This window comes from Cellulomonas shaoxiangyii (assembly GCF_004798685.1).
Classification (GTDB): domain Bacteria; phylum Actinomycetota; class Actinomycetes; order Actinomycetales; family Cellulomonadaceae; genus Cellulomonas; species Cellulomonas shaoxiangyii.
Genome location: NZ_CP039291.1, coordinates 1,155,981 through 1,178,316 on the forward strand (window position 1 = coordinate 1,155,981; position 22,336 = coordinate 1,178,316).

21 protein-coding genes are annotated in these 22,336 nt (G+C 77.3%); 10 read left to right on the forward strand and 11 right to left on the reverse strand.

Features of this window, described 5'->3' with window-relative positions; genetic code table 11:
- Positions 1-48 precede the first annotated feature (48 nt).
- From E5225_RS05290 to E5225_RS05310, 5 genes are read left to right on the forward strand one after another with little or no spacing between them, the layout of a single operon-like run.
- Positions 49-1,446 carry an SWIM zinc finger family protein gene (locus E5225_RS05290; RefSeq protein ID WP_135973653.1) on the forward strand — a complete coding sequence of 466 codons (1,398 nt, stop codon included), beginning with the start codon at positions 49-51 and terminating at the stop codon, positions 1,444-1,446.
- On the forward strand, positions 1,443-3,008 hold the full coding sequence (locus E5225_RS05295) for a DUF5691 domain-containing protein (RefSeq protein WP_136225328.1): 1,566 nt from the start codon (positions 1,443-1,445) through the stop codon (positions 3,006-3,008). The genes E5225_RS05290 and E5225_RS05295 overlap by 4 nt, the downstream gene beginning before the upstream one ends.
- A complete protein-coding gene (locus tag E5225_RS05300) occupies positions 3,005-4,180 on the forward strand; it encodes an ATP-binding protein (protein ID WP_135974138.1) in 1,176 nt (391 codons plus the stop codon). Before E5225_RS05295 ends, E5225_RS05300 begins: the two co-directional genes overlap by 4 nt.
- Positions 4,177-6,426, forward strand: a complete 2,250-nt coding sequence (locus E5225_RS05305) for a DUF5682 family protein (protein ID WP_243738314.1) — start codon at positions 4,177-4,179, stop codon at positions 6,424-6,426. Before E5225_RS05300 ends, E5225_RS05305 begins: the two co-directional genes overlap by 4 nt.
- A complete protein-coding gene (locus E5225_RS05310) occupies positions 6,423-7,673 on the forward strand; it encodes a VWA domain-containing protein (protein ID WP_243738315.1) in 1,251 nt (416 codons plus the stop codon). Before E5225_RS05305 ends, E5225_RS05310 begins: the two co-directional genes overlap by 4 nt.
- 6 nt (positions 7,674-7,679) lie before the next feature.
- On the opposite strand, the gene ggt is transcribed toward E5225_RS05310, so the two are convergent.
- From ggt to E5225_RS05325, 3 genes are all read right to left on the reverse strand, one after another.
- On the reverse strand, positions 7,680-9,704 hold the full coding sequence (gene ggt / locus E5225_RS05315) for a gamma-glutamyltransferase (RefSeq protein WP_135974139.1): 2,025 nt from the start codon (positions 9,702-9,704) through the stop codon (positions 7,680-7,682).
- Between the two features lie 91 nt (positions 9,705-9,795).
- Positions 9,796-10,368: an MOSC domain-containing protein gene (locus E5225_RS05320; protein ID WP_135974140.1), complete on the reverse strand. Its 573-nt coding sequence runs from the start codon at positions 10,366-10,368 to the stop codon at positions 9,796-9,798.
- Between the two features lie 78 nt (positions 10,369-10,446).
- On the reverse strand, positions 10,447-11,271 hold the full coding sequence (locus E5225_RS05325; protein ID WP_135974141.1) for a GAF and ANTAR domain-containing protein: 825 nt from the start codon (positions 11,269-11,271) through the stop codon (positions 10,447-10,449).
- Positions 11,272-11,610: 339 nt separating this feature from the next.
- Between E5225_RS05325 and E5225_RS17435 the strand changes: the two genes are divergently transcribed.
- The gene (locus tag E5225_RS17435) at positions 11,611-12,033 is read left to right on the forward strand and encodes an STAS domain-containing protein (protein ID WP_166435993.1); all 423 of its coding nucleotides are present in this window, start codon (positions 11,611-11,613) and stop codon (positions 12,031-12,033) included.
- Here the strand turns inward: E5225_RS17435 and E5225_RS05335 are convergent.
- The 4 genes from E5225_RS05335 to E5225_RS05350 all read right to left on the reverse strand — a co-directional run bounded on the left by E5225_RS05335 (position 12,030) and on the right by E5225_RS05350 (position 15,479).
- On the reverse strand, positions 12,030-13,472 hold the full coding sequence (locus E5225_RS05335; protein WP_243738316.1) for an MFS transporter: 1,443 nt from the start codon (positions 13,470-13,472) through the stop codon (positions 12,030-12,032). The genes E5225_RS17435 and E5225_RS05335 overlap by 4 nt on opposite strands.
- Before the next feature lie 71 nt (positions 13,473-13,543).
- The gene (locus E5225_RS05340) at positions 13,544-14,350 is read right to left on the reverse strand and encodes a ferredoxin reductase (RefSeq protein ID WP_208012571.1); all 807 of its coding nucleotides are present in this window, start codon (positions 14,348-14,350) and stop codon (positions 13,544-13,546) included.
- Positions 14,351-14,360: 10 nt separating this feature from the next.
- Positions 14,361-14,987, reverse strand: coding sequence for a molybdopterin-dependent oxidoreductase (locus tag E5225_RS05345; RefSeq protein ID WP_135974143.1), 627 nt, complete (start codon positions 14,985-14,987; stop codon positions 14,361-14,363).
- 69 nt (positions 14,988-15,056) lie between these two features.
- Entirely contained in the window at positions 15,057-15,479 is a 423-nt protein-coding gene (locus E5225_RS05350; RefSeq protein ID WP_135974144.1) for an organic hydroperoxide resistance protein, read from the reverse strand.
- A gap of 266 nt (positions 15,480-15,745) precedes the next feature.
- Between E5225_RS05350 and E5225_RS05355 the strand changes: the two genes are divergently transcribed.
- Positions 15,746-17,362: a non-homologous end-joining DNA ligase LigD gene (locus E5225_RS05355; protein ID WP_243738317.1), complete on the forward strand. Its 1,617-nt coding sequence runs from the start codon at positions 15,746-15,748 to the stop codon at positions 17,360-17,362.
- A gap of 15 nt (positions 17,363-17,377) precedes the next feature.
- Here the strand turns inward: E5225_RS05355 and E5225_RS05360 are convergent, their stop codons facing one another.
- Complete coding sequence (locus E5225_RS05360; protein WP_243738318.1) at positions 17,378-18,001, reverse strand: superoxide dismutase family protein; 624 nt, start codon at positions 17,999-18,001, stop codon at positions 17,378-17,380.
- Between the two features lie 216 nt (positions 18,002-18,217).
- Between E5225_RS05360 and E5225_RS05365 the strand changes: the two genes are divergently transcribed.
- The gene (locus E5225_RS05365; protein ID WP_135974146.1) at positions 18,218-18,559 is read left to right on the forward strand and encodes a DUF8129 domain-containing protein; all 342 of its coding nucleotides are present in this window, start codon (positions 18,218-18,220) and stop codon (positions 18,557-18,559) included.
- Between the two features lie 74 nt (positions 18,560-18,633).
- Here the strand turns inward: E5225_RS05365 and E5225_RS05370 are convergent, their stop codons facing one another.
- The 3 genes from E5225_RS05370 to E5225_RS05380 all read right to left on the reverse strand — a co-directional run bounded on the left by E5225_RS05370 (position 18,634) and on the right by E5225_RS05380 (position 20,399).
- Positions 18,634-19,140, reverse strand: a complete 507-nt coding sequence (locus tag E5225_RS05370; protein ID WP_135974147.1) for a DUF421 domain-containing protein — start codon at positions 19,138-19,140, stop codon at positions 18,634-18,636.
- A gap of 12 nt (positions 19,141-19,152) precedes the next feature.
- The gene (locus E5225_RS05375) at positions 19,153-19,431 is read right to left on the reverse strand and encodes a hypothetical protein (RefSeq protein ID WP_135974148.1); all 279 of its coding nucleotides are present in this window, start codon (positions 19,429-19,431) and stop codon (positions 19,153-19,155) included.
- 62 nt (positions 19,432-19,493) lie between these two features.
- Positions 19,494-20,399 carry a ribonuclease Z gene (locus E5225_RS05380; protein ID WP_135974149.1) on the reverse strand — a complete coding sequence of 302 codons (906 nt, stop codon included), beginning with the start codon at positions 20,397-20,399 and terminating at the stop codon, positions 19,494-19,496.
- A gap of 159 nt (positions 20,400-20,558) precedes the next feature.
- On the opposite strand from E5225_RS05380, the gene E5225_RS05385 reads away from it, so the two are divergent.
- Together E5225_RS05385 and E5225_RS05390 are read left to right on the forward strand one after the other, a co-directional pair.
- The gene (locus E5225_RS05385; protein ID WP_135974150.1) at positions 20,559-21,707 is read left to right on the forward strand and encodes a zinc-dependent alcohol dehydrogenase; all 1,149 of its coding nucleotides are present in this window, start codon (positions 20,559-20,561) and stop codon (positions 21,705-21,707) included.
- A gap of 12 nt (positions 21,708-21,719) precedes the next feature.
- Positions 21,720-22,289 (forward strand): hypothetical protein, encoded by a 570-nt coding sequence (locus E5225_RS05390; protein WP_135974151.1) that lies wholly within the window; start codon positions 21,720-21,722, stop codon positions 22,287-22,289.
- The last annotated feature ends 47 nt before the right edge of the window (positions 22,290-22,336 follow it).

Genomic DNA, 22,336 nt, shown 5'->3' on the forward strand with positions numbered 1-22,336 from the left:
CCTGACAGGACGTCGGGTGTCGGCGGCGTCCGGCAGGATGGCGCCACCATGGAGCGCTGGACCGTCGAGGACGTGCAGGCCGCTGCGCCGGACGCGTCGTCGCTGGCGGCGGCCCGGCGGCTGGCGCAGCCGGGTCCGTGGTCGCAGACCGGCGCGAGCGACGCGCTGCTGTGGGGCCGCTGCCAGGGCTCGGGTCGGACGCCGTACCAGGTGAGCGTCGACCTGCAGGCCCGGGCGTACCGCTGCTCGTGCCCGAGCCGCAAGTTCCCGTGCAAGCACGCCCTCGCGCTCCTGCTGCTGTGGTCGTCCGGCGCGGTGGGTGACGGAGCCGACGCCGCGCCGTTCGCCCAGGAGTGGGCCGACGAGCGCGCGTCCCGGGCGGCCGGGCGCGCCGAGCGGGCCGCGCGCCCCGAGGCGCCGGTCGACCCCGAGGCGGCGGAGCGACGGCGCGCGCAGCGGGTGGCGACCATGTCGGCCGGGCTCGACGACCTCGCCCTGTGGCTCGCCGACCTCGTGCGCGCCGGGCTCGCGGCGGCGCGCCGGCAGCCGCTGTCGTGGTGGGACGCCACCGCGGCGCGGCTCGTCGACGCGCAGGTGCCCGGCCTGGCGGAGGAGGTGCGCTCCGTCGGCGGGCGTGTGCAGCACGACGACGACTGGGCGTCGGTCCTGCTCGCGGCGCTCGGGCGGTGGTGGACGGTGGTGCAGGCCTGGCGCCGGCGCGACGAGCTCGACGAGGCGGTGCTCGGCGACCTGCGGACGCTGCTCGGCTGGGCGCAGCCCGCCGACGAGGTGCGCGCGCGCGACCGGCTGAGCGACACGTGGCTCGTGCTGGGCGCGTTCCGCACGCAGGACGGGCGCGTCCAGCAGCAGCGGACGTGGCTGCGCGGCGAGGCGAGCGGTGAGGTCGTGCAGGTCCTCGACTTCGCGGTCGGCGGCGACCCGCTCCCGGTGGCGCAGTCGGTCGGCGCGCTGCTGCGCGGGGACGTCGCCCGCTACCCCGGCGCGTCCGCGCGGCGTGCGACGTTCGTGACGCCGCCCGAGGTCGCGGGCACGGCCGGTCGCCTGCCCGCAGGCGGTGACGTCGCGGCGGCGCACGCCACCCTCGCGCGTGCGCTCGCGGCGAACCCGTGGACGCGGCGCGTCCCGGTCGTCCTCGCCGGTGCACGCCTCGACGTGGTGCGCACGGCGGCGGACCACGGGGCGGTGGTCGTCCCGGGAGCGGGCCCCGGAGCGGGCGGTGCGGGGCACGGAGCGGGCGGCGCCGACGTGGTGGTCGTCGACCGCGACGGACGCGGCGTGCCGGTGCGCGGCGACGTGGAACCCTGGGGCCTGGTCGCGCGGTCCGGCGGTGCACCCGTCGACCTGTTCGGGGAGCTCGAGGACGGCACGTTCCGGGTGCTGGCGGCGTCCGGTCTGGCCGACGCGCCCGGGGTGGTGGGCGCATGAGGGGGGAGCCCGACGTCGACCGGTGGTGGGGCGCGCTGACCGGGGCCGCGCTCGTCGGGACCGCCCGCGGACGCGTCCCCGCCGTGCCGGCGGCGCTCGGCGTGCCGGCGCGCACCGACGCCGACGCGCCCACCGCGCTGCTCGACGCCGCCGCCCTCGGTGCGGCGCTGCGCGCTGCCGGTGCGGAGCCCGCGGCCGGCCGCGCGGTGCCCGAGCCGTGCCCGCCGGACGGCGTACCCGAGGCGCCACCGCGCGCCGCGCAGGTGCTCGCTCTCGTGCTCACGCAGCCACCGGTGGGACGTGAGCTGCGCGATGCGCTGCTGGAGCGGTGCTGCGCGGCCGTGGCCGCGGGCGGGCGGCGCGTCCCGCACGAGCTGCTGCCCGCGCTGCTCGCGGAGGGCACACGACGGCCCGCGGTGCGTGCCCGCGTCCTGCCCGTCGTCCACGCCCGCGGCCGCTGGCTGGCCGCTCGCCGGCCGGAGTGGGCGTGGGCCGTCGGGGGCGGGGAGGAGCCGCAGCCCGACGACGACCCCGCGGTCCTGCGGCTCCCGTCGGGCGCCCTCGTCACCCGGCTCGCGGAGCTGCGCGGCACGGACCCCGACCGTGCGCGACGCCTGGTCGCGGCGGCCCTGGCGACGACCGGCGCGGAGACCCGCGCGGCGCTGCTGCGCACGCTGGCCACCGGCCTGGGTCCGGCGGACGAGCCGCTGCTCGAGGCCGCCCTCGACGATCGCGCCGCGGCCGTGCGCGCCGCCGCGGCGGCCGCCCTCGACGGCCTGCCGACGTCGGCGCGGGCGGCCCGCCTCGCCGCCCGCCTCACGCCGTTGGTGTCGGTGCACGGTCTGCTGCGCAGACGCCTCGAGGTGGCCGCGCCGGGCCCGCTCGACGACGCGGCCCGCCGGGACGGGATCGGGGTCGGGCCGGGCGCCGCGCGCGACGCCGCGGTGCTCTCGGCGCTCGTGACCGGCGCGCCGCTGGACGTCCTGCGCCGCGCCACGGGCACGACCCCCGCGGCTCTGCTGCGGCTCGACGGCGAGCGCGTGCTGCGCGCCGCGATCCGGCGCGCGACCGTCGCGCAGCGGGACGTGGGCTGGGCGCGGGCGCTGCTCGCCGACGAGTGGGACGCCGCCGCGGCGGCGGTCCTCCCGCCCGACGAGGCGCAGGCGGCGGCGCGGCGCTGGCTCGCGTCGACCCCCGCCGACGCGCTCGGTTCGGTGGCGCACGCCCTGCCCGGGCCGTGGGACGAGCCGCTGAGCGTGGCGGTCGCCGAGGCGCTCGTGCGCACCGTCGCGGACCCCGCGACCACGCGCGCGCCCGTCCTGCCGGCTGAGCCGTTCGCGCGGTCGCTGCACCCGGCCGCCCGCGAGCCGCTCGCGCGCGCCCGTGCGGCGGCCGACCGTGCCGCCGCGGACGCGGAGCGCGCCGTCGAGCGCGCGCGTGACCCCCAGGAGTCCGGGCGCCTCGCGCTCGCCGGCTCCGTGTTCCGGGGCCGGGCCCACGCCCTCCAGGACCTGACCCAGCACCTGTCCCTGCTCGCCACGATCGACGAGGCCCTCGCATGACGTCGCAGCACCCCGAGCCGGGCAGCACCGGCACCCACACCGCCGGCACCGGCCCTGCCGGGACGGGCGCGGCCGGCGCCGGTGCGGCCCCCGACGGGCCCGTCCTGCGCCCGCACGCCGAGGACGCCTACGCCGGCGAGCTGGCCGCGCTGGCGGCCGCCGACGACCGGCCTCGTCCGCCGGGGTGGCGGCTGTCCCCGTGGGCCGTCACGACGTACCTCGTCGGCGGCACGCTCGCCGACGGCACCGAGGTGAGCGTGAAGTACCTCGGCTCGCGCCGGCTCATGGAGATCGCCGTCGCGTCGCTCGCCACCGACCGGGCGCTGCTGCTGCTCGGCGTGCCGGGCACGGCCAAGACCTGGGTGGGGGAGCACCTCGCCGCCGCGGTGAGCGGCGACTCGACGCTCGTCGTGCAGGGCACGGCGGGGACGCCGGAGGAGCAGCTGCGCTACGGGTGGAACTACGCACGTCTGCTCGCGGACGGCCCGACGGCCGAGGCGGTCGTGCCGAGCCCCGTGATGCGCGCGATGCGGGACGGCACGCTCGTGCGGATCGAGGAGCTGACGCGCATCCCGGCGGACGTCCAGGACGCCCTCATCTCGATCCTGTCGGAGAAGACCCTGCCCGTGCCCGAGCTGCGCACCGAGGTGCAGGCGCGGCCCGGGTTCAACGTCATCGCCACGGCGAACGACCGCGACAAGGGCGTCAACGACCTGTCGTCGGCGCTGCGACGGCGGTTCAACACGGTCGTCCTGCCGCTGCCCGACACGCTCGAGCAGGAGGTCGAGATCGTGCGCACGCGCGTGGCGGCCGTCGGGCGCTCGCTCGAGCTGCCGCCGGAGCTGGCGGGGCTCGCCCAGATCGAGCGGGTCGTGACGGTGTTCCGCGAGCTGCGGGGCGGCGTCACGCTCGACCGCCGCACGACGGTCAAGTCGCCGTCCGCGACGCTGTCCACGGCCGAGGCCATCTCCGTCGTCACGAACGGCACCGCGCTGGCGGCGCACTTCGGCGACGGTGTGCTGCGCGCCGAGGACGTCGCGGCCTCGCTCACCGGTGCGGTCGTGCAGGACCCCGTGCAGGACCGGCTGGTGTGGCAGGAGTACCTGGAGACCGTGCTGCGCGACCGTGCCGGCTGGGAGGACCTGTACCGGGCGTGCCGGGAGCTGGTGTGACGGGCACTGGCGGGGGTGCGCCGGCCGGCGCGGTGCACGTGCTGGGCGTGCGGCACCATGGCCCGGGCAGCGCGCGGTCCGTCCTCGAGGCGCTCGAGGAGCTCGACCCGGACGTGGTGCTCGTCGAGGGGGCGCCGGAGCTCGCGCCGCTGGTGCCGTTCGTCGCCGACCCCGGCCTCGTGCCGCCCGTCGCGGGGCTCGTGTACGCCGTCGACGAGCCCGGGCGGGCGTCGTTCTACCCGATGGCCGAGTTCTCGCCGGAGTGGGTCGCGTTGCGGTGGGCGGTCGCGCGCGGGCGGCGCGTGGAGCTCGCCGACCTGCCGGCGGCGCACCTGCTGGCCACGCGGGCCGCGGAGGACGCGGAGGCGGGGGTGCCGGTGCTGCGCGACCCGGTGGGCGACCTCGCGCGCGCCGCCGGGTACGACGACCCGGAGCGGTGGTGGGAGGACGCCGTCGAGCACCGCTCGGGCACCGCCGTCGCCCGGTTCGACGCGCTGCGCGAGGCCATGGCGGCCGTGCGCGCGGCCGGACCCGGCGACGACCTCGAGACGCGTCGGCGCGAGGCGGCGATGCGCCGGTCGGTGCGCGCGGCGCTGCGCGCCGGCGCCGCGCGGGTCGCGTTCGTCTGCGGCGCGTACCACGCGCCCGCCGTGCACCCGGACGCCCGGGTGCCGGTCAAGGAGGACACCGCGCTGCTGGCGGGCCTGCCCAAGGTCAAGGTCACCGCGACGTGGGCGCCCTGGACGGCGGGCCGGCTGGCCGTCGCGAGCGGGTACGGCGCGGGCGTCACGGCCCCGGGGTGGTACCAGCACCTGTTCGTGGAGGGTGCGCGTGCCGGTGCCACGCCCGAGGACGTGACGGCGTCGTGGCTCGTGCGCGTCGGCCGTGCCCTGCGCGACGAGCAGCTGGATGCGCCGCCGGCGTCGATCGTGGAGGCGACGCGGCTCGCGCAGACGCTCGCCGTGGTGCGCGGGCGGCCGTCGGTCGGTCTGACCGAGGTCACGGACGCCGCGCAGACCGTGCTGTGCGGCGGGTCGACCGTCCCGCTCGAGCTCGTGCACCGCACGCTCGTGGTCGGCGAGGCGATGGGTGCCGTCCCCGAGAGCGTGCCGATGGTGCCGCTCGCGGCCGACCTCGCGCGGCGGCAGCGCGCGCTGCGCATGGCGCCGTCGGCGTCCGTGACCGTGCTGCAGCTCGACCTGCGCAAGGAGCAGCACCGCGAGCGCTCGTTGCTGCTGCACCGGCTGCTGCTGCTGGACGTGCCGTGGGGCCGGCCGGCGGCGGTCACGGCGCGCACGACGGGGACGTTCCGCGAGGCGTGGCAGCTCGAGTGGGTGCCGGAGCTGTCGGTGCGCCTCGTCGAGGCGGGGCTGCGGGGCACGACCGTGCCGGCGGCCACGGAGGGCGTGGTGCGCGAGCGTGCCGCCGCCGCGGCGGACCTGTCCGCGCTCGCGGACCTCGTCGAGCAGTGCCTGCTCTGCGACCTTCCCGACGCGCTGACCGTAGTCCTCGCCGCCCTCGAGCGGCAGACGGCGCAGCAGCACGACCCGCTGACGCTGCTGCGGACCGTCGAGCCGCTCGCGCGCACGTGCCGGTACGGCGACGTGCGCGCGGCCGACACCGCGGGGGTGGCGCGGGTCCTGCGGACGGTCGTGACGCGCGTCGCGGTGGGGCTGCGGGCGGCGTGCACGGCGCTGGACGACGACGCCGGCGCGCTGGTGCGCGAGGCGGTCGAGTCGGCCCACCGTGGCGTCCGGCTGCTGGACGAGCCCGCGCTCGACGGGCCGTGGCGACGCGGCCTCACCGATCTGGCCCGGGACGAGCGCGTGCACGCCGCCGTGTCGGGCCGGGTGCACCGGCTGCTGCTCGACGACGGCACGCTGGAGGTCGTCACCGTGGCGGAGCGCATGTCGCGGCGGCTGTCCGTGGGGGCGCCCGCGCCGGCCGGTGCGGCCTGGCTCGACGGGTTCCTCGAGGGCGACGCGCTCCTGCTGGTGCACGACCCGACGCTGCTGTCGCTCGTCGACGAGTGGGTCGCGGGCGTGGACGACGCCACGTTCGAGGACCTCCTGCCGCTGCTGCGCCGCGCGTTCGCGCGGTTCTCCGACGCCGAGCGGCGCGAGGTCGGGCACCGCCTGCGGGCCCCCGGCGTGCTCCGCGCGCAGGTGACCCGCCTCGACGTGGACCGCGCGCTGCCCGCGGTGCACGCGACCGCGCGCCTGCTCGGGCTGGAGCCGGTCGCGTGAGCGGCGACGAGGCCGTGCGCGCGGCGCCGGCCGACGACGTGGCGCCCGAGCTGGCTCCCATGGGCGACGTCCGGGGTGGTGGCCCGTCGCGCGACCGCGCGACCCGGTGGCGGCTCGTGCTCGGCGACCCCGCGGACGACGCGCTCGGCGGGGTGGCGCTGAGCGGCGACGACGTGCGCCGGGACGAGGTCCTGCGCGAGCTCTACGGCGACGGTGCCGGCGCGGGCCGCCGCGGTGGGCTCGGCGGCTCGTCGCCGCGCGTGGCGCGCTGGCTCGGTGACATCCGGTCGTACTTCCCGTCGTCCGTCGTCCAGGTCATGCAGGAGGACGCGATGTCGCGGCTCGGGCTGCGCGAGCTGCTGCTCGAGCCCGAGATGATGGCCGCCGTCCAGCCGGACCTCGCGCTGGTCACGACGCTGGTCGGGCTCGGGCGTGTCGTGCCGGAGCACTCGCGGGAGACCGCGCGCCGGGTCGTCCGCACGGTCACCGACGAGCTGGAGGAGCGGCTGCGGCGCCGCACCGTGCAGGCGGTCACCGGGGCGCTCGACCGCTCGGCGCGCACGCACCGGCCGCGACCCGCGGACATCGACTGGGGCGCGACCATCGCCGCCAACCTCCGGCACTACCTGCCCGAGCACCGCACGGTCGTGCCCGAGCGGCTCGTGGGGCACGCGCGCCGCACGTCGCAGGTCCAGCGCGACATCGTGCTGTGCATCGACCAGTCGGGGTCCATGGCGGAGTCCGTCGTGTACGCGAGCGTGTTCGGCGCGGTCCTCGCCTCGCTCCGGTCGGTCGCGACGCGGCTCGTCGTCTTCGACACCGAGGTCGTCGACCTCACGGACGCCATGGACGACCCGGTGGACGTGCTGTTCGGCGTGCAGCTGGGCGGTGGCACCGACATCCGGCGGGCGCTCGCGTACGCGCAGGGCCTCGTGGAGCGGCCCACCGAGACGGTCCTCGTGCTGATCAGCGACCTGTACGAGGGCGGCATCGCGGAGGAGATGGTCGCGCGCGCGGCCGCGCTCGTGCGCTCGGGGGTGACGGTCGTCGCGCTGCTCGCGCTCAGCGACTCCGGCGCGCCGTCGTACGACCGCCGGCACGCGGCCGCGCTCGCGGAGGTCGGCGTGCCGGCGTTCGCGTGCACGCCGGACCTGTTCCCGGACCTCATGGCCGCGGCCATCGAGCGTCGCGACCTCGGGCAGTGGGCGTCCGCGCACGGCATCGTCACGGCGCACGCCGACGGCTGACGCGCGTCAGCGCCGCGGGCGCACCACCCCCGCGCTGCCGCCGCCGCGGCGCTCGGGTTCCGCGACCGACAGCAGCGTGCGGTGGTCGAGGAACTCGATCGCGGTCGCGGCGCCGATCTCCGGCGTGTCGGCGAACGTGTGCCCGAGCGCCTCGAGCTCGGGGCGCGGGAAGCCGGGCTCCGCCTGGACGGCCGCCGTGTTCCGCGGCGTCGCCCGGGGCGCGGCGACGGCCTCGTCCAGCCGCATGCCGAGATCGAGGCGGTTGACGAGCACCTGCAGGACCGTGGTGATGATCGTCGAGCCGCCGGGGGAGCCGAGCGCGAGCAGCGGGCGACCGTCCTGCAGCACGACGGTCGGCGCCATGGAGCTGCGCGGCCGCTTGCCCGGGCCGGGCAGGTTCGGGTCCGCGCCTCCCTGCGTGTCGGTGAAGCTGAAGTCCGTCAGCTCGTTGTTCAGCAGGAAGCCGCGGTCGGGAACGACGACGCCGTTGCCGCCGGTGGACTCGATGGTGAGCGTGTACGCGACGACGTTGCCCCAGCGGTCGGCGGTCGTCAGGTGCGTCGTCGACGTGCCCTCGGTGCCCTCCGGGCCCGCCGAGCCGGTGCCCGCGCAGTCCCCGTACCGGCCGTCCGGCGACCCGGGCGCGACCGGCTTGGGCAGGGCGGCGTCCGGGTCGATCAGGCACGCACGCTCGGCGGCGAAGCCGTCGGACAGCAGCTCGGCCAGCGGGACGTCGACGAACCCGGGGTCGCCGACGTACCGGTTGCGGTCCGCGAACGCGAGCGCGCTCGCCTCCAGGTAGTGGTGCAGGGTCTGCGTGCTGCCCAGCGTCGCCACGTCGACCGTCTCGAGGATGTTCAGCGCCTCGCCCACCGTGGAGCCGCCGGACGACGGCGGCGCCATGCCGTACACGTCGAGCCCGCGGTAGGTCACGCGCGTCGGGTCGCGGCGGAGCGCCTCGTAGGCGGCGAGGTCGCCGAGCTCGAGCAGGCCGGGCCGCACGACGCGGTCGCTGCCGGGCACGACCGGCGGCCGCTGCGCGGTGTCGACGATCTCCTGCGCGAGGCGTCCGGTGTACAGGGCGTCGACGCCGCGCAGGGCCAGCAGCGTGTAGGTCCGCGCGAGGTCGCGGTTCCGGAAGACCGAGCCGACCCGCGGCGGCGCGCCGCCCGGGAGGAACAGCTCGGCGGTGGACGAGAAGTCGTCGAACCGGTCGGCGTTCGCCGCCGTCTGGTCCGCGAACGTCCGGTCCACCACGAAGCCGTGCTGCGCGACCCGGGTCGCGCCGGCGAGCGCGCGGCGCAGGCCGATCGTGCCCCACGCGTCGAGCGCGGCCTCCCACGTCGCCGGGGTGCCGGGCACGCCCACCGACAGGCCGGACGTGACGGCCTCGGCGAACGGGATGGGGGCGCCGCCCTCGACGAACGCGTCGGGACCCATCGCCGCGGGCGCGGTCTCGCGCCCGTCGATCGTGTGCACCCGGCCCGTGCGCGCCTCGTAGAACACGAAGAAGCCGCCGCCGCCGATGCCGGCGGAGTACGGCTCGGTGACGCCGAGCGTCGCGGCCGCGGCGACCGCCGCGTCGACGGCGTTGCCTCCGCCGCGCAGCACGTCGAGGCCGACCCGCGTGGCGTCGGGGTCGACGGTCGCGACGGCCCCGCCCGTGCCGACCGCGACGGGCACCTTCGCGGGGGGCCGCCACCCGTGGCCGCCGCCGTGCCACCCGCCGCGGCCGCCGTCGAGGGTCTCGCCCTCTGGCACCGCACCCTCCGGCACCGCACCCTCCGGCACCGCGCCCTCCGGCCCGGCGCCCTCCGGCCCGGCGCCCTCGGGTGCCGCGCCCCCGGGCGCCTGGGCGATGAGCGCCTCGACGTCCGACGGCGTCACGTCGCCGGCCCCCACGTCGGCGGTGCCGGCGGCGGGCCCGGGCCCGCCGGGCGGCGCCGCGGCGACGGGCGTGACGCCGGCGGCGAGGGCGAGGACGGCGGCCGCGAGGACGCCGAGCGGACGGGCGGACGACGGTGTGCGCATGGCAGCCCCCTGAGCCGAGAAGTGCGCCGGGAGTCCGGTCTACCACCCCTCTGCGGGCGTGCCCAGCCCCGGCCTGCGACCGGCCCCGCCGCTACGGCAGCCGCGCGGGCAGCCGCCGTACGGCATCCCCGGCGCGCGCCGGGTCGAGCGGGACGGGGCTCACGAGCACGGCGGGCCCCCGGTGCAGCAGGCCGTCGGTGAGCGGCATGCAGCGGACGCCGCCGCGTCCTTGCATCGCCGCGTGCGCACCGGGCGCGAGCACGCGGTCCATCCACGCGCAGGGGTGTGCGGGCCGGCCGACGCGCAGCCGCACGGCGTCGCCGCCCGACTCCAGGACGACCTCCGTGCCCAGCAGGGGCGCGAGCTCGGCGCCGCGGAGCACGACGTTGCGCCGCGTCAGCAGGGGGTCGAGCGGGTCCGTGCCGAGCTCGGCGGCGATCGCCTCGAGCGCCTCGACGGCGAACAGGGTGACCGCGGCGTCCATGTGGGCGGCCTTGCCGTAGAAGCGGTCGCCGACGAGGCCCTTGCCGGCGACCACCTCGACGCGGTCCGCGTCGGTCGTCGGGACGTCGGCGGCACCGTCGCGCGGCCGGCCGAAGTACGCGTGCTCGGGGGAGACGAGCAGGTGCAGGACCTCCACGTCGTACCGGTAGGGGGCGCTCACGCCGACCAGTCTCCGCCGCTCGGGCAGGGGGCCGTCACGTGGGCGTGCCCGCCCCGACCCACCGGCGGGGTGGGGTGCTCAGCGCGTGAACCGGCCCGTGCGGGGCGGTCCGCCGCTGACGGTGGTCACCACGTCCCGGGCGATGTCGGCGAGCCGCCGGTTGCGACCCTGGCTCGCCCGCCGCAGGATCGCGAACGCCTCGTCGGCCGTGCAGCGCTGCTGCGCCATGACGATGCCCAGCGCCTGGTCGATGACGCTGCGCGACTCCATCGCCGCGTGCAGGTCGTCCACGAGCGACACCTGCTCGGCCTGACGCAGCGCGATCCCGACCACGTTGCCGGCACGGCGGCCGAAGTCCACGACCGCGTCGCGCAGGGCGCCGACGAAGACGTCGGGCTCGGTGCCGTAGGCGCTCAGGGCCCCGACGGTCGAGCCGGCCGCGCGCAGCGGGACGGTGAGGCTGCTGCGCACGCCCCGCGCCACCGCGCGCGGGGTGTAGGTGGGCCACCGGTCCTCGGCGCGGTAGTCGCGCACCACGAGGAGCTCGCCCGTGGTGAGGCTGTCCAGGCTGGGACCTTCGCGCGCGTCGTACTGGAGCTGGTCACCGGCGGCGCCCAGCGGGTCGCTCGTCGCGACGCTGAACAGCTCGCCGCCGCGCAGGACCGTGACCCCGGTCGCGCCGATGTCCGGGCTGACGTCGGCAGCCATGCGCGCGACCTCGGCGAGGTGCTCCTCGACGGAGTCGACGCGCAGGACGAGGTCCAGCATGGCGGCCGTCGCGTCCGCGGCGTCGGAGACCGCCCTGTCGGCGTCTGCGCGGCGGCTGACGGCGCCGCCGTGCGGCGTGCGGTGGAGGGCCGGCGCGCGTGCACGGGAGGTCGTGGAGGTGTTGTCGATCGCCATGAGAGCTGCTTTCGGGGGCGGCGCCGCAGACACGCGTCGTCGCGTGCAGATGGTCTCGTCACAGATGGACGTGCGACCGCAGACGGCGACGGCATGACCCGCGCTCGGGGGATCCCCGGTTGCCTCCAGTCTACGCCGGGGGCCGCCGGAGGGCGCGGTGGGCCGTGCGTCCGCGGTGCCCGGGCGGCCGCCCGGCGGTCCGGGACGGCGCGTTGCCAGGACCCGCCGCCCCCGCGCTACGCTGGGCCGCGGTTGGGATCGCAGCCTTCTCGCCGGCGTCCGCCGGCGGCCTCCTCGCGCGGACCTGCACCGGTCCGGCCCCTGGTCCAGGAGCTTGTCGTGACGATCTCCCCGTCCCGCGGCACCGGGCGTCAGCACGCCCTCCCCCCGTCGTGCACGGTCGTGGCCGTGCCCGGACCCGTCGCCACCCTCCGGCTGGCGGGCGAGCTCGACCGCGACGGTTCCCCCGCGGTGGAGGCGGCCCTGCGCTCGGCGCTCCCCGCCGAGGCCCCGGCCGTGCTGCGCGTCGACCTCGGGGACCTGTGGTTCGTCGACATCGAGGGCGTGCGCATGCTGGCGCGGGTCCACCGCGCCGCCACGGACCTCGGCGGGCAGCTCGAGCTGCTGCGCGCGCGTCCGTTCCTGCGGGAGATCGCCGCCGACGTCGCGCCCGGCCTGCGCGACGTCATGCGGGAGGCCGACGCGGACGACGGGCGCACCCGGGCCGCGACGCGCGCGTCCGACGGCGCGTCGCAGGGCTAGCCGGCCGGCGCCGGCCGCCGGCCTCGCACCAGGTCGGCGACGCCGATGGCGAGCGCCACCGCCAGCAGGGCCACCGTGGCGAGCAGGCCGTGCGTGACGCCCACCGTCCCGGCCCCCCGGCCGGAACCGGCGAAGTACAGCGCCCCGACGACGGCGATCCCCACCGCGGACCCGAGCCGCTGCCCGGTCTGCAGCACCCCGCCCGCGGCGCCGGCCTGGTGCACCGGCACGTGCTCGAGGGCGAGCGTCTGGTTGGGGGAGATGACGAGCCCGCTCCCGAGCCCTGCGAGCAGCAGGGGTGCGGCGATCCACCAGCCCGTCGTCGAGCGGGCGCCCGCGGCGCCGAGCAGGAGCTGGGCGAGCAGCATCCCGGCGATCACGAGCACGAGACCGAGCACGACGACCGCCCGCCCGCGCGTGCTGACGGCGCGGCCGCCGATCGTCGCGGTCACGGTCGACCCGAGCGCGAACGGCGTGAGCGCGAGGCCCGCCTGCAGCGGCGAGTACCCGACGCCGTCCTGCAGGTAGAGCGTCAGGACGAAGAAGATGCCGGTGAACCCGCAGAAGTAGGCGAGCCCGAGCAGCACCGCGGTCGCGTACCCGGGCACCCGGAACAGCGACAGCGGCACCATCGGCGTCCCACCGCGCGCGTCCAGCCGCCGCTCCCACAGCACGAACACCGCCAGCAGCAGGAGGCCCGCCAGGCCCAGCACGGCGTGGACGGGATCGCGCCGCTCGCTGACCAGCGGCCACAGCACGCCGACCACGCCGGCCCCCAGCAGCACCGCGCCGACCGGGTCGAGGTCGCGGGCCGGCTCCTTGTCGTGGCGCGGGGCGATGTACCGCAGCGACAGCAGGATCGCGAGCACGCCCACGGGCAGGTTGACGAGGAACACCCACCGCCAGCCGTGGTCCGCCCCGGCGACCGCGAGGATCACGCCGCCCAGCACCGGCCCGATCGCGGTCGAGACCCCGATGGTCGTGCCGAGCCGGCCGAACGCCCGCCCCCGCTCGGCGCCCCGGAACAGCTGCTGGATCAGGCCCGAGACCTGCGGGTTGATGATGCCGCCGCCGATGCCCTGCACGAGCCGCGCCACGACCAGCCACGCGGCGGACGGCGCGAGTCCGGCGGCGAGCGAGGCCAGCGTGAACACGACGACGCCCGCCACGAAGAGCGTCCGGCGGCCCCGCGCGTCGCCCAGCCGGCCCGCGCCGACCAGCACGAGCCCGAACGTCAGCGCGTACCCGGACACGACCCACTGCAGCGCGGACGCGGACGCGTCGAGCTCCTCGGCGATCGACGGCAGCGCGACGTTGACGATGCTGACGTCGAGCAGCGTCATGAAGCCTGCCGTGAGGCAGACGCTCAGCGCCTTCCAGCGGTTCGGGTCCGGCTCGGCGGCCGCGCCGGCCGGGGTGCTGGTCCGCGCGTCCGTCACCCGGCGGACACTACGTCGCCGCCCCTGCGGGCGCGCGGCGGCGCCGGCCGTCCGCCGCTCGGCGAGGGGGGCTAGGTCGACGGGCCGAACCGCTCGGCGCGGATCGCCGCGGCGTCGTGGCCCAGGACGAGCAGCATGCGCGAGACCGCCTCGACGAAGCCCGTGGGCCCGCACACGTACACCAGCGGCCGCAGGTCGGGCGGCCAGCCGTGCCGCGCGAGATCGCGCAGCTGCAGGCGGCCCGGCGGCCGGCCGTCGGACGCCCCGGGAGGCGCGCCGCGCGTCCAGACGACGTGGGCGTCGACGCCGTCGTCGCGGCGCCCGGCGCCCGTCAGCTCGTCGAGGAACAGCGCGTCGCCCGGCATGCGCACCGAGTAGACGAGCCGGAACGGCGTCCGGTCCCCGGCACGCCGGCGCTCGCGGACCATCGCGACGAGCGGCACCACGCCCGAGCCGCCCCCGAGGAGCAGCACCGGGGCGCCGCCGCCGGCACCGGGCTCCCACACGAACCACCCGCCGACCGGCCCGCGCACCTCGATGCGCTGCCCGACGGCGAAGTCGTCCACGAGGTACGGCGAGACCTCCCCGCCGGCGACCCGCTGCACGCTCACCTCCACGTGCGTCGGACGGCCCGGGTCCCACGCGCCACCGATCGAGTACGCGCGCACCGCGGTGTACCCGTCGGCCGCCGTGAGGCGCAGGTCGACGTGCTGACCGGCCCGGTGCCCGCCCCACCCGGGCACGTCGAGGACGAGCGTGCGCGCCGACGCGCTCGCGTCCCGGGCGTCGACGGCCGTCGCGACGCGCCACCCGGAGGCGACCGCGAACCGGTCGCCCAAGCGCGCGGCGCCGGGCGGGGCCGCGCCGACCTCCGTCACGCGCGCCTCCTCAGTCGCCCTGGTAGCGCTGCTCGCGCCACGGGTCGCCGTAGTCGTGGTACCCGTACCGCTCCCAGAACCCGCGCTGGTCGTCGCGCACGAGGTGGATCTCCTTCACCCACTTCGCGGACTTCCACAGGTACAGGTGCGGGACGAGCAGGCGCGCCGGGCCGCCGTGCTCGGGGTGCAGCGGACGGCCGTCGTAGGTGTGCGCCACCCACGCCCGGCCGCCCAGCAGGTCGGCGACCGGCAGGTTCGTCGTGTACCCGCCGTAGCAGGCGACGAGGGCGTACTGCGCGGACGACCGCACGTCCGCGAGCAGCACGTCGAGGCTGACGCCGCGCCACCGCGTGCCGAACTTCGACCACCGGGTCACGCAGTGCAGGTCGACGGTCGGCTCGTCCTGCGGCAGCGCCATGAGGTCGGGCCAGGACCAGCGCCACGTGTCCAGGTCCTCGTTGCGGACCGTGAGCTCCCAGCGGTCCGTGGGGACGTGCGGGGTGGTCCCGGCGGTCAGGACCGGGAAGCCGCGCTCCACGTACTGCCCGGGCGGCAGCGCGACGCCGGCGGGGCGGGGGCGGCCGCGGAAGCCGGGCGTGAGGCCCGCGGCGCGTCCGTCGGGGGAGTCGGGCGCCATGAGGACATCGAACACGCCGGGGGCGCCGCGCGACAGACCCTGCGCGCGGCGGGCCGTTCGGGCGGGGCGTCAGCCGGTCTCGACCTCGAGGGTGACGGGCACGTTGCCGCGGGTCGCGTTGGAGTACGGGCACGTGCGGTGCGCGGCCTCGACGAGCGCGTGCGCGGTGGCGTCGTCCACGCCGCCGACCTCGATGCGCAGCGTCACCTCGAGCCCGTACCCCCCGGCGTCGCCCGGGCCGATGCCGACCTCGGCGGTGACGGCCGTGTCCCGGACCGTCACCTTCTGCCGGCGCGCGGCGCCCGTGAGGGCGCTGTGGAAGCACGCCGCGTAGCCGGCGGCGAAGAGCTGCTCGGGGTTGGTCGCCCCGCCGGCGCCGCCCATCTCGCGCGGGACGGCGAGGTCGACGTCGAGGAGGCCGTCGGACGTCCGGGCGTGACCGTCGCGGCCCCCTCCGGTGGCGGTGGCGACGGCGGTGTAGAGCGCGGGCACGGGGACCTCCGGGTGCGGGTGGGGAACGCCACGACGCTACGTCCGGGCAGGCGGCAGCGCATCGCGGTCGAGGCGCTGTCGCCCGGGAGTGGCCGCGTACCGCGACCGCAGCGGTGGGACCGGTCGGTGCGACGCCGGCTCCGGGCGCGCCGTGCGCCGTGCTCCGCCACGCTGGGACCCGGCCGGCCGGTCTGCCGAGCGGGGCGGGACGGCAGGACGACGATGCCAGGACCACGACGGCAGGACGACGACGGGCGGTGAGGTGCGTGGCGCGAGGTGGCGGGGAGCGTCCCGGTGAGCTGGAGACGTACCGGTCGATGCGGCGGTTCGACCGCACGCCCGAGCCGTCGGGCGCGTCCCCCGAGCCGGCCCCGGAGGGCGTGCGCCGGTTCGTGGTGCAGCGGCACCGCGCGCGCCGCCTGCACTACGACGTGCGGTTCGAGATCGACGGCGTCCTCGTCAGCTGGGCCGTGCCACGCGGGCCGACGCTCGACCCCGACGTGAAGCGCATGGCGGTGCACGTCGAGGACCACCCGCTCGAGTACGAGGACTTCGAGGGCGTCATCCCGGCGGGCGAGTACGGCGGCGGCGACGTCATCGTGTGGGACCGCGGCACGTGGGAGCCGTACAAGGGCGACGACCCGGCGGCCGACGTGGCGCGCGGTGAGCTGCACGCGGAGCTGCACGGCACGCGGCTGAAGGGCAGGTTCGTGCTGGTCCGGCGCGGGGCGGCGGACGCCGGCGGCAAGGAGCAGTGGCTGCTGCTGCACAAGCACGACGAGCACGCGGTGGCCGGCTGGGACGCCGAGGACCACCCGACGTCCGTCGTCTCGGGCCGGACCAACGACGAGGTGAAGGCCGACCCGGACCGGCTGTGGCGCTCGGACCTGCCGGCCGCCCAGGCGTCGGTCGAGCTGCACCCTCCCGTGCCGCCCGGTCCGACCGACGACGAGCTCGCCGCCCTCGACGACCTGGGCCGCGCCGGCACGTGGGACGTCTTCGGCCGCAGCGTGCGCCTGACGAACCTCGACAAGGTGCTGTTCCCGAGCCGGGACGGCGAGGAGCCGGTGACCAAGCGCGAGCTGGTCCGGTACGCGGCGCGCATCGCCCCCGTCGCCCTGCCGTACCTGCGCGGCCGCCCGCTCAACATGCACCGCTACCCGGAGGGTGCGGCCACGAAGGGGTTCTGGCACAAGCAGCTGCCCGGCCACGCCCCGGACTGGGTGCCGCGCTGGGACAACCCCGAGGCCGACGCGGGGGAGACGACGACGTACCTCGTGGTGGACGAGCCCGCGGCGCTCGTGTGGGCAGCGAACTTCGGCGCGCTCGAGTGGCACGCGTGGACGTCGCTCGCGGCGGAGCCCCGCCGCCCGACGTACGCGCTCGTGGACCTGGACCCCGGCACGTCGACGCCCTGGGAGGACGTGCTGCTGCTCGCGCGCCTGCACCGGGACGCGTTCGCGCACCTGGGCGTGACGGCGCAGCCCAAGCTCACGGGCCGGCGCGGCATCCAGATCTGGGTGCCGATCGCCGTCGGCCCCGACTTCGACGAGACGCGGGCCTGGGTGGAGACCCTGTCACGCACCGTCGGCGCAGTGGTGCCCGAGCTCGTGAGCTGGCGCTGGGAGGTGCGCGAGCGCGGCGGCCAGGCGCGCCTGGACTACACGCAGAACGCGATCAACAAGACGCTCGTCGCCCCGTACAGCCCGCGGGCCGCGGCCGGGGCGCCGGTGTCCGCGCCGATCACGTGGGAGGAGCTCGACGAGCCGTGGCTGCGCCCCGACGCGTTCACGGTCCGCACCGTGCTGGACCGCATCGCCGAGCGGGGCGACCCGTTCCGCACGGTGCTGACGCACGACCAGACCCTCCCGCGCCTGCGCTGAGCACGGCGCGGGCCCTCACTCGACGACGCCGCAGGCGAGCCGGTCGCCGGCGTCGCCCGTGTCGAGCGTCTGCTGGTCCGGGCCCGTGGCGGAGTACCGCTCGGGGATGTTCGCGAAGTTGTCGCGGCCCGCGTGCACCATCACCGCGCTGCCGTCGTCGTCGAGCAGGTCGGCGGCGGTGAGCCCGTCGGTGACGGTCTCGAGGTGCCCGGTGCCGTCCGCCAGCACGTACAGGCTGGGCAGGTCGCCGGCGTGCGCGGCGTGCGTGCTCTCGTCCGCGCCCAGGTGCCCGCCGGCCGAGAGGAACGCGCCCGTCCGGGTCGGGTCGCCCGGCGGTGAGCTCTCGGGCTCGCACAGCCCCACCGTGTGCACGTGCATCGCGTAGAAGCCCGGGTCCATGCCCTCGACGTCGACGACGACGCGCAGCGCCTCGTCCGCCGGGACGATCTGCACGTCACCGAGCTCCTGCCCGTCGACGTCCGCCAGGACGGCCGTCGCGACCGCCGACTCCGTCGTGGCCGCCGACTCCGTCGCGAGCGGCGTGGACGCGGTGGCACCGGCGTCCCCCGTGCCCTGCGGATCCGCGCCGCCGGCCGTGCAGCCCGCGAGTGCCAGTGCCGCCAGCGCGGTCACCGTCATGCGTCGTGCCGGTCCCCTCATGGTCGCCCCCTGCGTGTGTACGTGCCGGCGTGCGCCGGCCGGTCCGGCGCCGACCCGCTCGGCGGGCGGCGCCATGGGCCCAGCGTGTCCCGGTCCGCCCCGGTGCGCACGCGCACGGGCCGGGCGCCCGACCCCGGGTGCGCCACCGTGACGCCCGGCCCATGCTGGGAGGACCACCGAGACCGGAGGAGAGCGATGACCGACGACGTCCCGCGTGACGCGCTGCCCGTCCCGGACCACGTCGACCTGCCCGTGGGGAGTCTCGGGCACCGGATCCGCTCGCTGGAGGCGGACGACCTCGACCAGCTGCGCCGCTACGAGCAGGCGCACGGCAACCGGCTGCCGGTGCTGCAGGTGCTCGAGCAGCGGCTGGGCGAGCTCGCCGACGGCGCCGAGCCGTCGACGGCAGACCCCGCCGGGGACGCGCTCGCGCCGCCGCCGCGGGGCGGCAGCGCGGTGTCCCCGGTGACGACCGGCCCGCCGCAGAGCCCGCCGTCGCACGGCGACCCGACGAACCCGTCCCAGCCGCGCGGCTGACGGACGGGCACGTCGGGCCGGGCGGTCCCGGTGGCGCGGAGGGCGCGAGCAGGCGGCCGTCCCCGTCGCTGCGGTCAGCGGTCGCCCGGCTCGAGCGCGCTCCCGTCGCCGAGCTGCTGCTGCGTGATGACGCTGAGCGTGCCGTCCGTCTCGAGGACGACGCGGGCGACCTGGTCGAGGCCACCGGTCCCGGAGGCGCGGACGGCCTGCCGCAGCTCCGTCTCCGTCAGGCGCTGCCCGCGCAGGGCGACGTGGTCGACGACACCGTCCCGCACCAACGTCGTCGGGTGTGCGGTGACGACCGACCGGCCCCGCCCGGTGTGCGTGGTCACCCACGACACGACGAGCTGCAGCACGGCCAGCAGCACGAGCGCGGTGACCCCTTCGGCCCACGACACGTCGGAGCTCAGCAGGATGGTCGCGAGCGTCGAGCCGAGGGCGACGGTGACGACCAGGTCGAACGCGTTGAGCTTGACGAGCGTCCGCTTGCCGGTCGTACGCAGCACGACGACCAGCGCCGCGTACGCGGCGGACCCGACGAGCACCACGCGCCCGAGGTCGCCCCACGCGTCGAACCACACGGCGGAGCCCGGTCAGCCGGTGGGCGGCGGGGCGTCGTCGGCCGCAGGGCGCCGGACGTCGTCGGGGTGCGGCGTACGGAACGGCGGGTCGTCCTGCTCGCGCAGGCGCGCCGGCGCGGTGTCGGCCGCCCGGGTCGTGGGGCCGTCGTGGTCGTCGGTGCGCGCGTCGGGGTCCTCGCCGCCGACCCCCGTGCCGGGGGCGGTCGCGGGGGAGCCGGTGCCGGGGTCGGCGGCGGCGACCTCCGGCTCGGTCCGGGTCGGGTGCGGCAGCAGGGGCTCGGCCTGGGACATGGGACATGGCTACCCCCGCGGGGGCGACGCCGCGACCCGTGGGGCGTCGCGTCGCCGAGCGTTCACCCCGCCGTCGTGCGGCGCGGCGGGACGGGGACGCGGTCGCCGTCGTGCGCGGCCACGACGGTCGTCGTCGCTCCCGCGGCGCGCACGGCCGCCTCGGCCTCGGCGCGCAGCGGCCCGACGTCCGGGTAGCGCGACGAGAAGTGGCTGAGCACGAGCGTGCGCGCACCGCCGGCCGCCGCGAGCGCACCCGCCTGGCCGGCGGTCAGGTGCAGGTACGTCTCGGCCAGCCCGGCGTCCGCGTCCGCGAACGTCGACTCGGCGAGGAGCAGGTCGGCGCCGTCGGCGAGCTCGGCGGCGCCGTCGCACACCGCGGTGTCCATGACCACCGCGACGCGCTGCCCGGGCCGGGGCACGCTCACGTCCGCGACGCGCACGGCGCCCAGCCGGCCGTCGCGCGCGAGCCGGCCCACGTCGGGCCCCGCGACGCCCGCCGCGGCGAGCCGCTCGGGCAGGAACGTGCGGCCGTCGGGCTCGGTCAGCCGGTAGCCGTACGCCTCGACGCGGTGCCGCAGCGGGACGACGTCGAGCCCGTCGGCGACCGGGCCGGCCGCGCCGTGCGGGTGCAGGCGCAGGTCGAGGCCGGGCGTGGCGAGGCCGACGAGCGCGCGCACCACCGCCTCGCCCGACGCGGGGTAGTGCACGTGCACGGGGTGCTGCACGCCGTCGAGCACCATGCGCGACAGGACGCCCGGCAGTCCGTAGCAGTGGTCGCCGTGCACGTGGGTCAGGCACACGCGCGTGACGGCCGAGGCGGGCACCCCGGCGTGGATCATCTGCCGCTGGGTGCCCTCGCCCGGGTCCACGAGCAGCCCCTGGCCGTCCCAGCGGAGCAGGTAGCCGTTGTGGTTGCGCGTGCGCGTGGGCACCTGCGAGGACGTGCCGAGCACGACGAGCTCCCGCACCGACCCTCCTCGAGCCCCGCCCGGCGCGGCTGCCGGGCGCCTCACGCTAGCCGGGCACCCGTCCCCGGCGCCCGGAGGCGGGCCCCCGGGGCCCGTGCAAGTCTGGACGCGGCGTCCAGGAACGGGCGCGTCCCGCCGGCTCGAGGGGTGGTGCCGCACGTGCGCGCGATGGTCTACCGAGGTCCGTACAAGATCCGCGTCGAGGAGAAGGACGTCCCGCGGATCGAGCACCCGAACGACGCGATCGTCCGAGTGACGAGGGCCGCGATCTGCGGATCGGACCTGCACCTCTACCACGGCCTCATGCCGGACACCCGGATCGGGCACACGTTCGGCCACGAGTTCGTCGGCGTGGTCGACCAGGTCGGGCCGTCCGTGCAGAACCTGCAGGTCGGCGACCGCGTCATGGTGCCGTTCAACATCTTCTGCGGCTCGTGCTTCTTCTGCGCGCGGGGCCTGTACTCCAACTGCCACAACGTGAACCCGAACGCGACGGCGGTCGGCGGCATCTACGGCTACTCGCACACCACCGGCGGCTACGACGGCGGGCAGGCCGAGTACGTGCGCGTGCCGTTCGCCGACGTGGGACCCGCGAAGATCCCGGACTGGATGGACGACGACGACGCGGTGCTCCTCACGGACGCGCTGTCGACCGGCTACTTCGGCGCCCAGCTCGGGGACATCTCGGAGGGCGACGTCGTCGTCGTGCTCGGGGCCGGCCCCGTCGGCCTGTACGCGGCCCGGTCGGCCTGGCTCATGGGTGCCGGCCGCGTCATCGTCGTCGACCACCTGGACTACCGCCTCGAGAAGGCCCGCACGTTCGCGTACGCGGAGACCATCAACTTCGCGGAGCACGACGACGTCGTCGTGACGCTCAAGAAGGCGACGGACCACCTCGGGGCCGACGTCGTCATCGACGCGGTCGGTGCGGAGGCGGACGGCAACCTCACGCAGCACATGACGTCCGCGACGTTCAAGCTGCAGGGCGGCTCACCGGTCGCGCTCAACTGGGCGATCGACGCGGTGCGCAAGGGCGGCGTCGTCTCGGTCCTGGGTGCGTACGGGCCGATCTTCAGCGCCGTGAAGTTCGGCGACGCGGTCAACAAGGGCCTCACGCTGCGCATGAACCAGGCACCGGTGAAGCGGCAGTGGCCGCGCCTGTTCGAGCACATCCGCGCCGGCTACCTCAAGCCGAGCGACATCGTCACGCACCGCATCCCGCTCGAGCACATCGCGGAGGGCTACCACATGTTCTCCGCCAAGCTCGACGGCTGCATCAAGACCCTCGTCGTCCCCGGCGACGCCTGAGAGGAGCGGACAGTGCCCTACACGCCCGAGAAGCCCCCGCTGCCCGAGACCCCCGAGCAGCTCCGCGCGCGCATCCCCGGCTGGGGTGCCGACCTCGACCCGGCCGACCGGCCCTCGGTGCCGCGCGAACGGCGCGACCTCGACAGCGGCGCGCACTGGCACGAGCCCGAGCAGCAGCCCGGCGGCGAGGGCCGCGAGCGCTCGATCGAGCACGCGCGCCTGACGCCGGCGTTCGGCACCGCCCAGCCGCTGCACGGCGCGTCCGGTGCGATCCGCCGGTTCGCCTACGCGCGGTACAGCGAGGCGCGCGCCGCGCACTGGCTCCTGCTCATCGCCGCCGACCGCGTCGACGCGGTGGAGAGCCACCTCGCGTCGTTCGCCACCGCCCGGCCCGACAACCCGGTCACCGAGACCGGGGTGCTGTCGGAGGCGCGCCGGCACGGGCTGGCCTCGCGCCGTGACGGCAAGCGCGTCGACCTCGTGCACCAGGCGTTCGACCCCGTGGTCGTCGCCGGGCCGTGGCTGCTCGCCGGTGCCGCCGCCGTGCTCGGGGTGCGCGCGCTGGTGCGGCGGGTCCGCTGAGCAGCCGTCCGCGGCGGCGGTCCGGGAGGACGCCGCCGCGGACGGAC

Coding starts and splice junctions, on each gene's coding strand:
- E5225_RS05290 (WP_135973653.1), top strand. CDS start 49: ATGGAGCGCTGGACCGTCGAGGACGTGCAGGCCGCTGCGCCGGACGCG.
- E5225_RS05295 (WP_136225328.1), top strand. CDS start 1,443: ATGAGGGGGGAGCCCGACGTCGACCGGTGGTGGGGCGCGCTGACCGGG.
- E5225_RS05300 (WP_135974138.1), top strand. CDS start 3,005: ATGACGTCGCAGCACCCCGAGCCGGGCAGCACCGGCACCCACACCGCC.
- ggt (WP_135974139.1), bottom strand. CDS start 9,704: ATGCGCACACCGTCGTCCGCCCGTCCGCTCGGCGTCCTCGCGGCCGCC.
- E5225_RS05325 (WP_135974141.1), bottom strand. CDS start 11,271: ATGGCGATCGACAACACCTCCACGACCTCCCGTGCACGCGCGCCGGCC.
- E5225_RS05345 (WP_135974143.1), bottom strand. CDS start 14,987: ATGGCGCCCGACTCCCCCGACGGACGCGCCGCGGGCCTCACGCCCGGC.
- E5225_RS05360 (WP_243738318.1), bottom strand. CDS start 18,001: ATGACGGTGACCGCGCTGGCGGCACTGGCACTCGCGGGCTGCACGGCC.
- E5225_RS05365 (WP_135974146.1), top strand. CDS start 18,218: ATGACCGACGACGTCCCGCGTGACGCGCTGCCCGTCCCGGACCACGTC.
- E5225_RS05375 (WP_135974148.1), bottom strand. CDS start 19,431: ATGTCCCAGGCCGAGCCCCTGCTGCCGCACCCGACCCGGACCGAGCCG.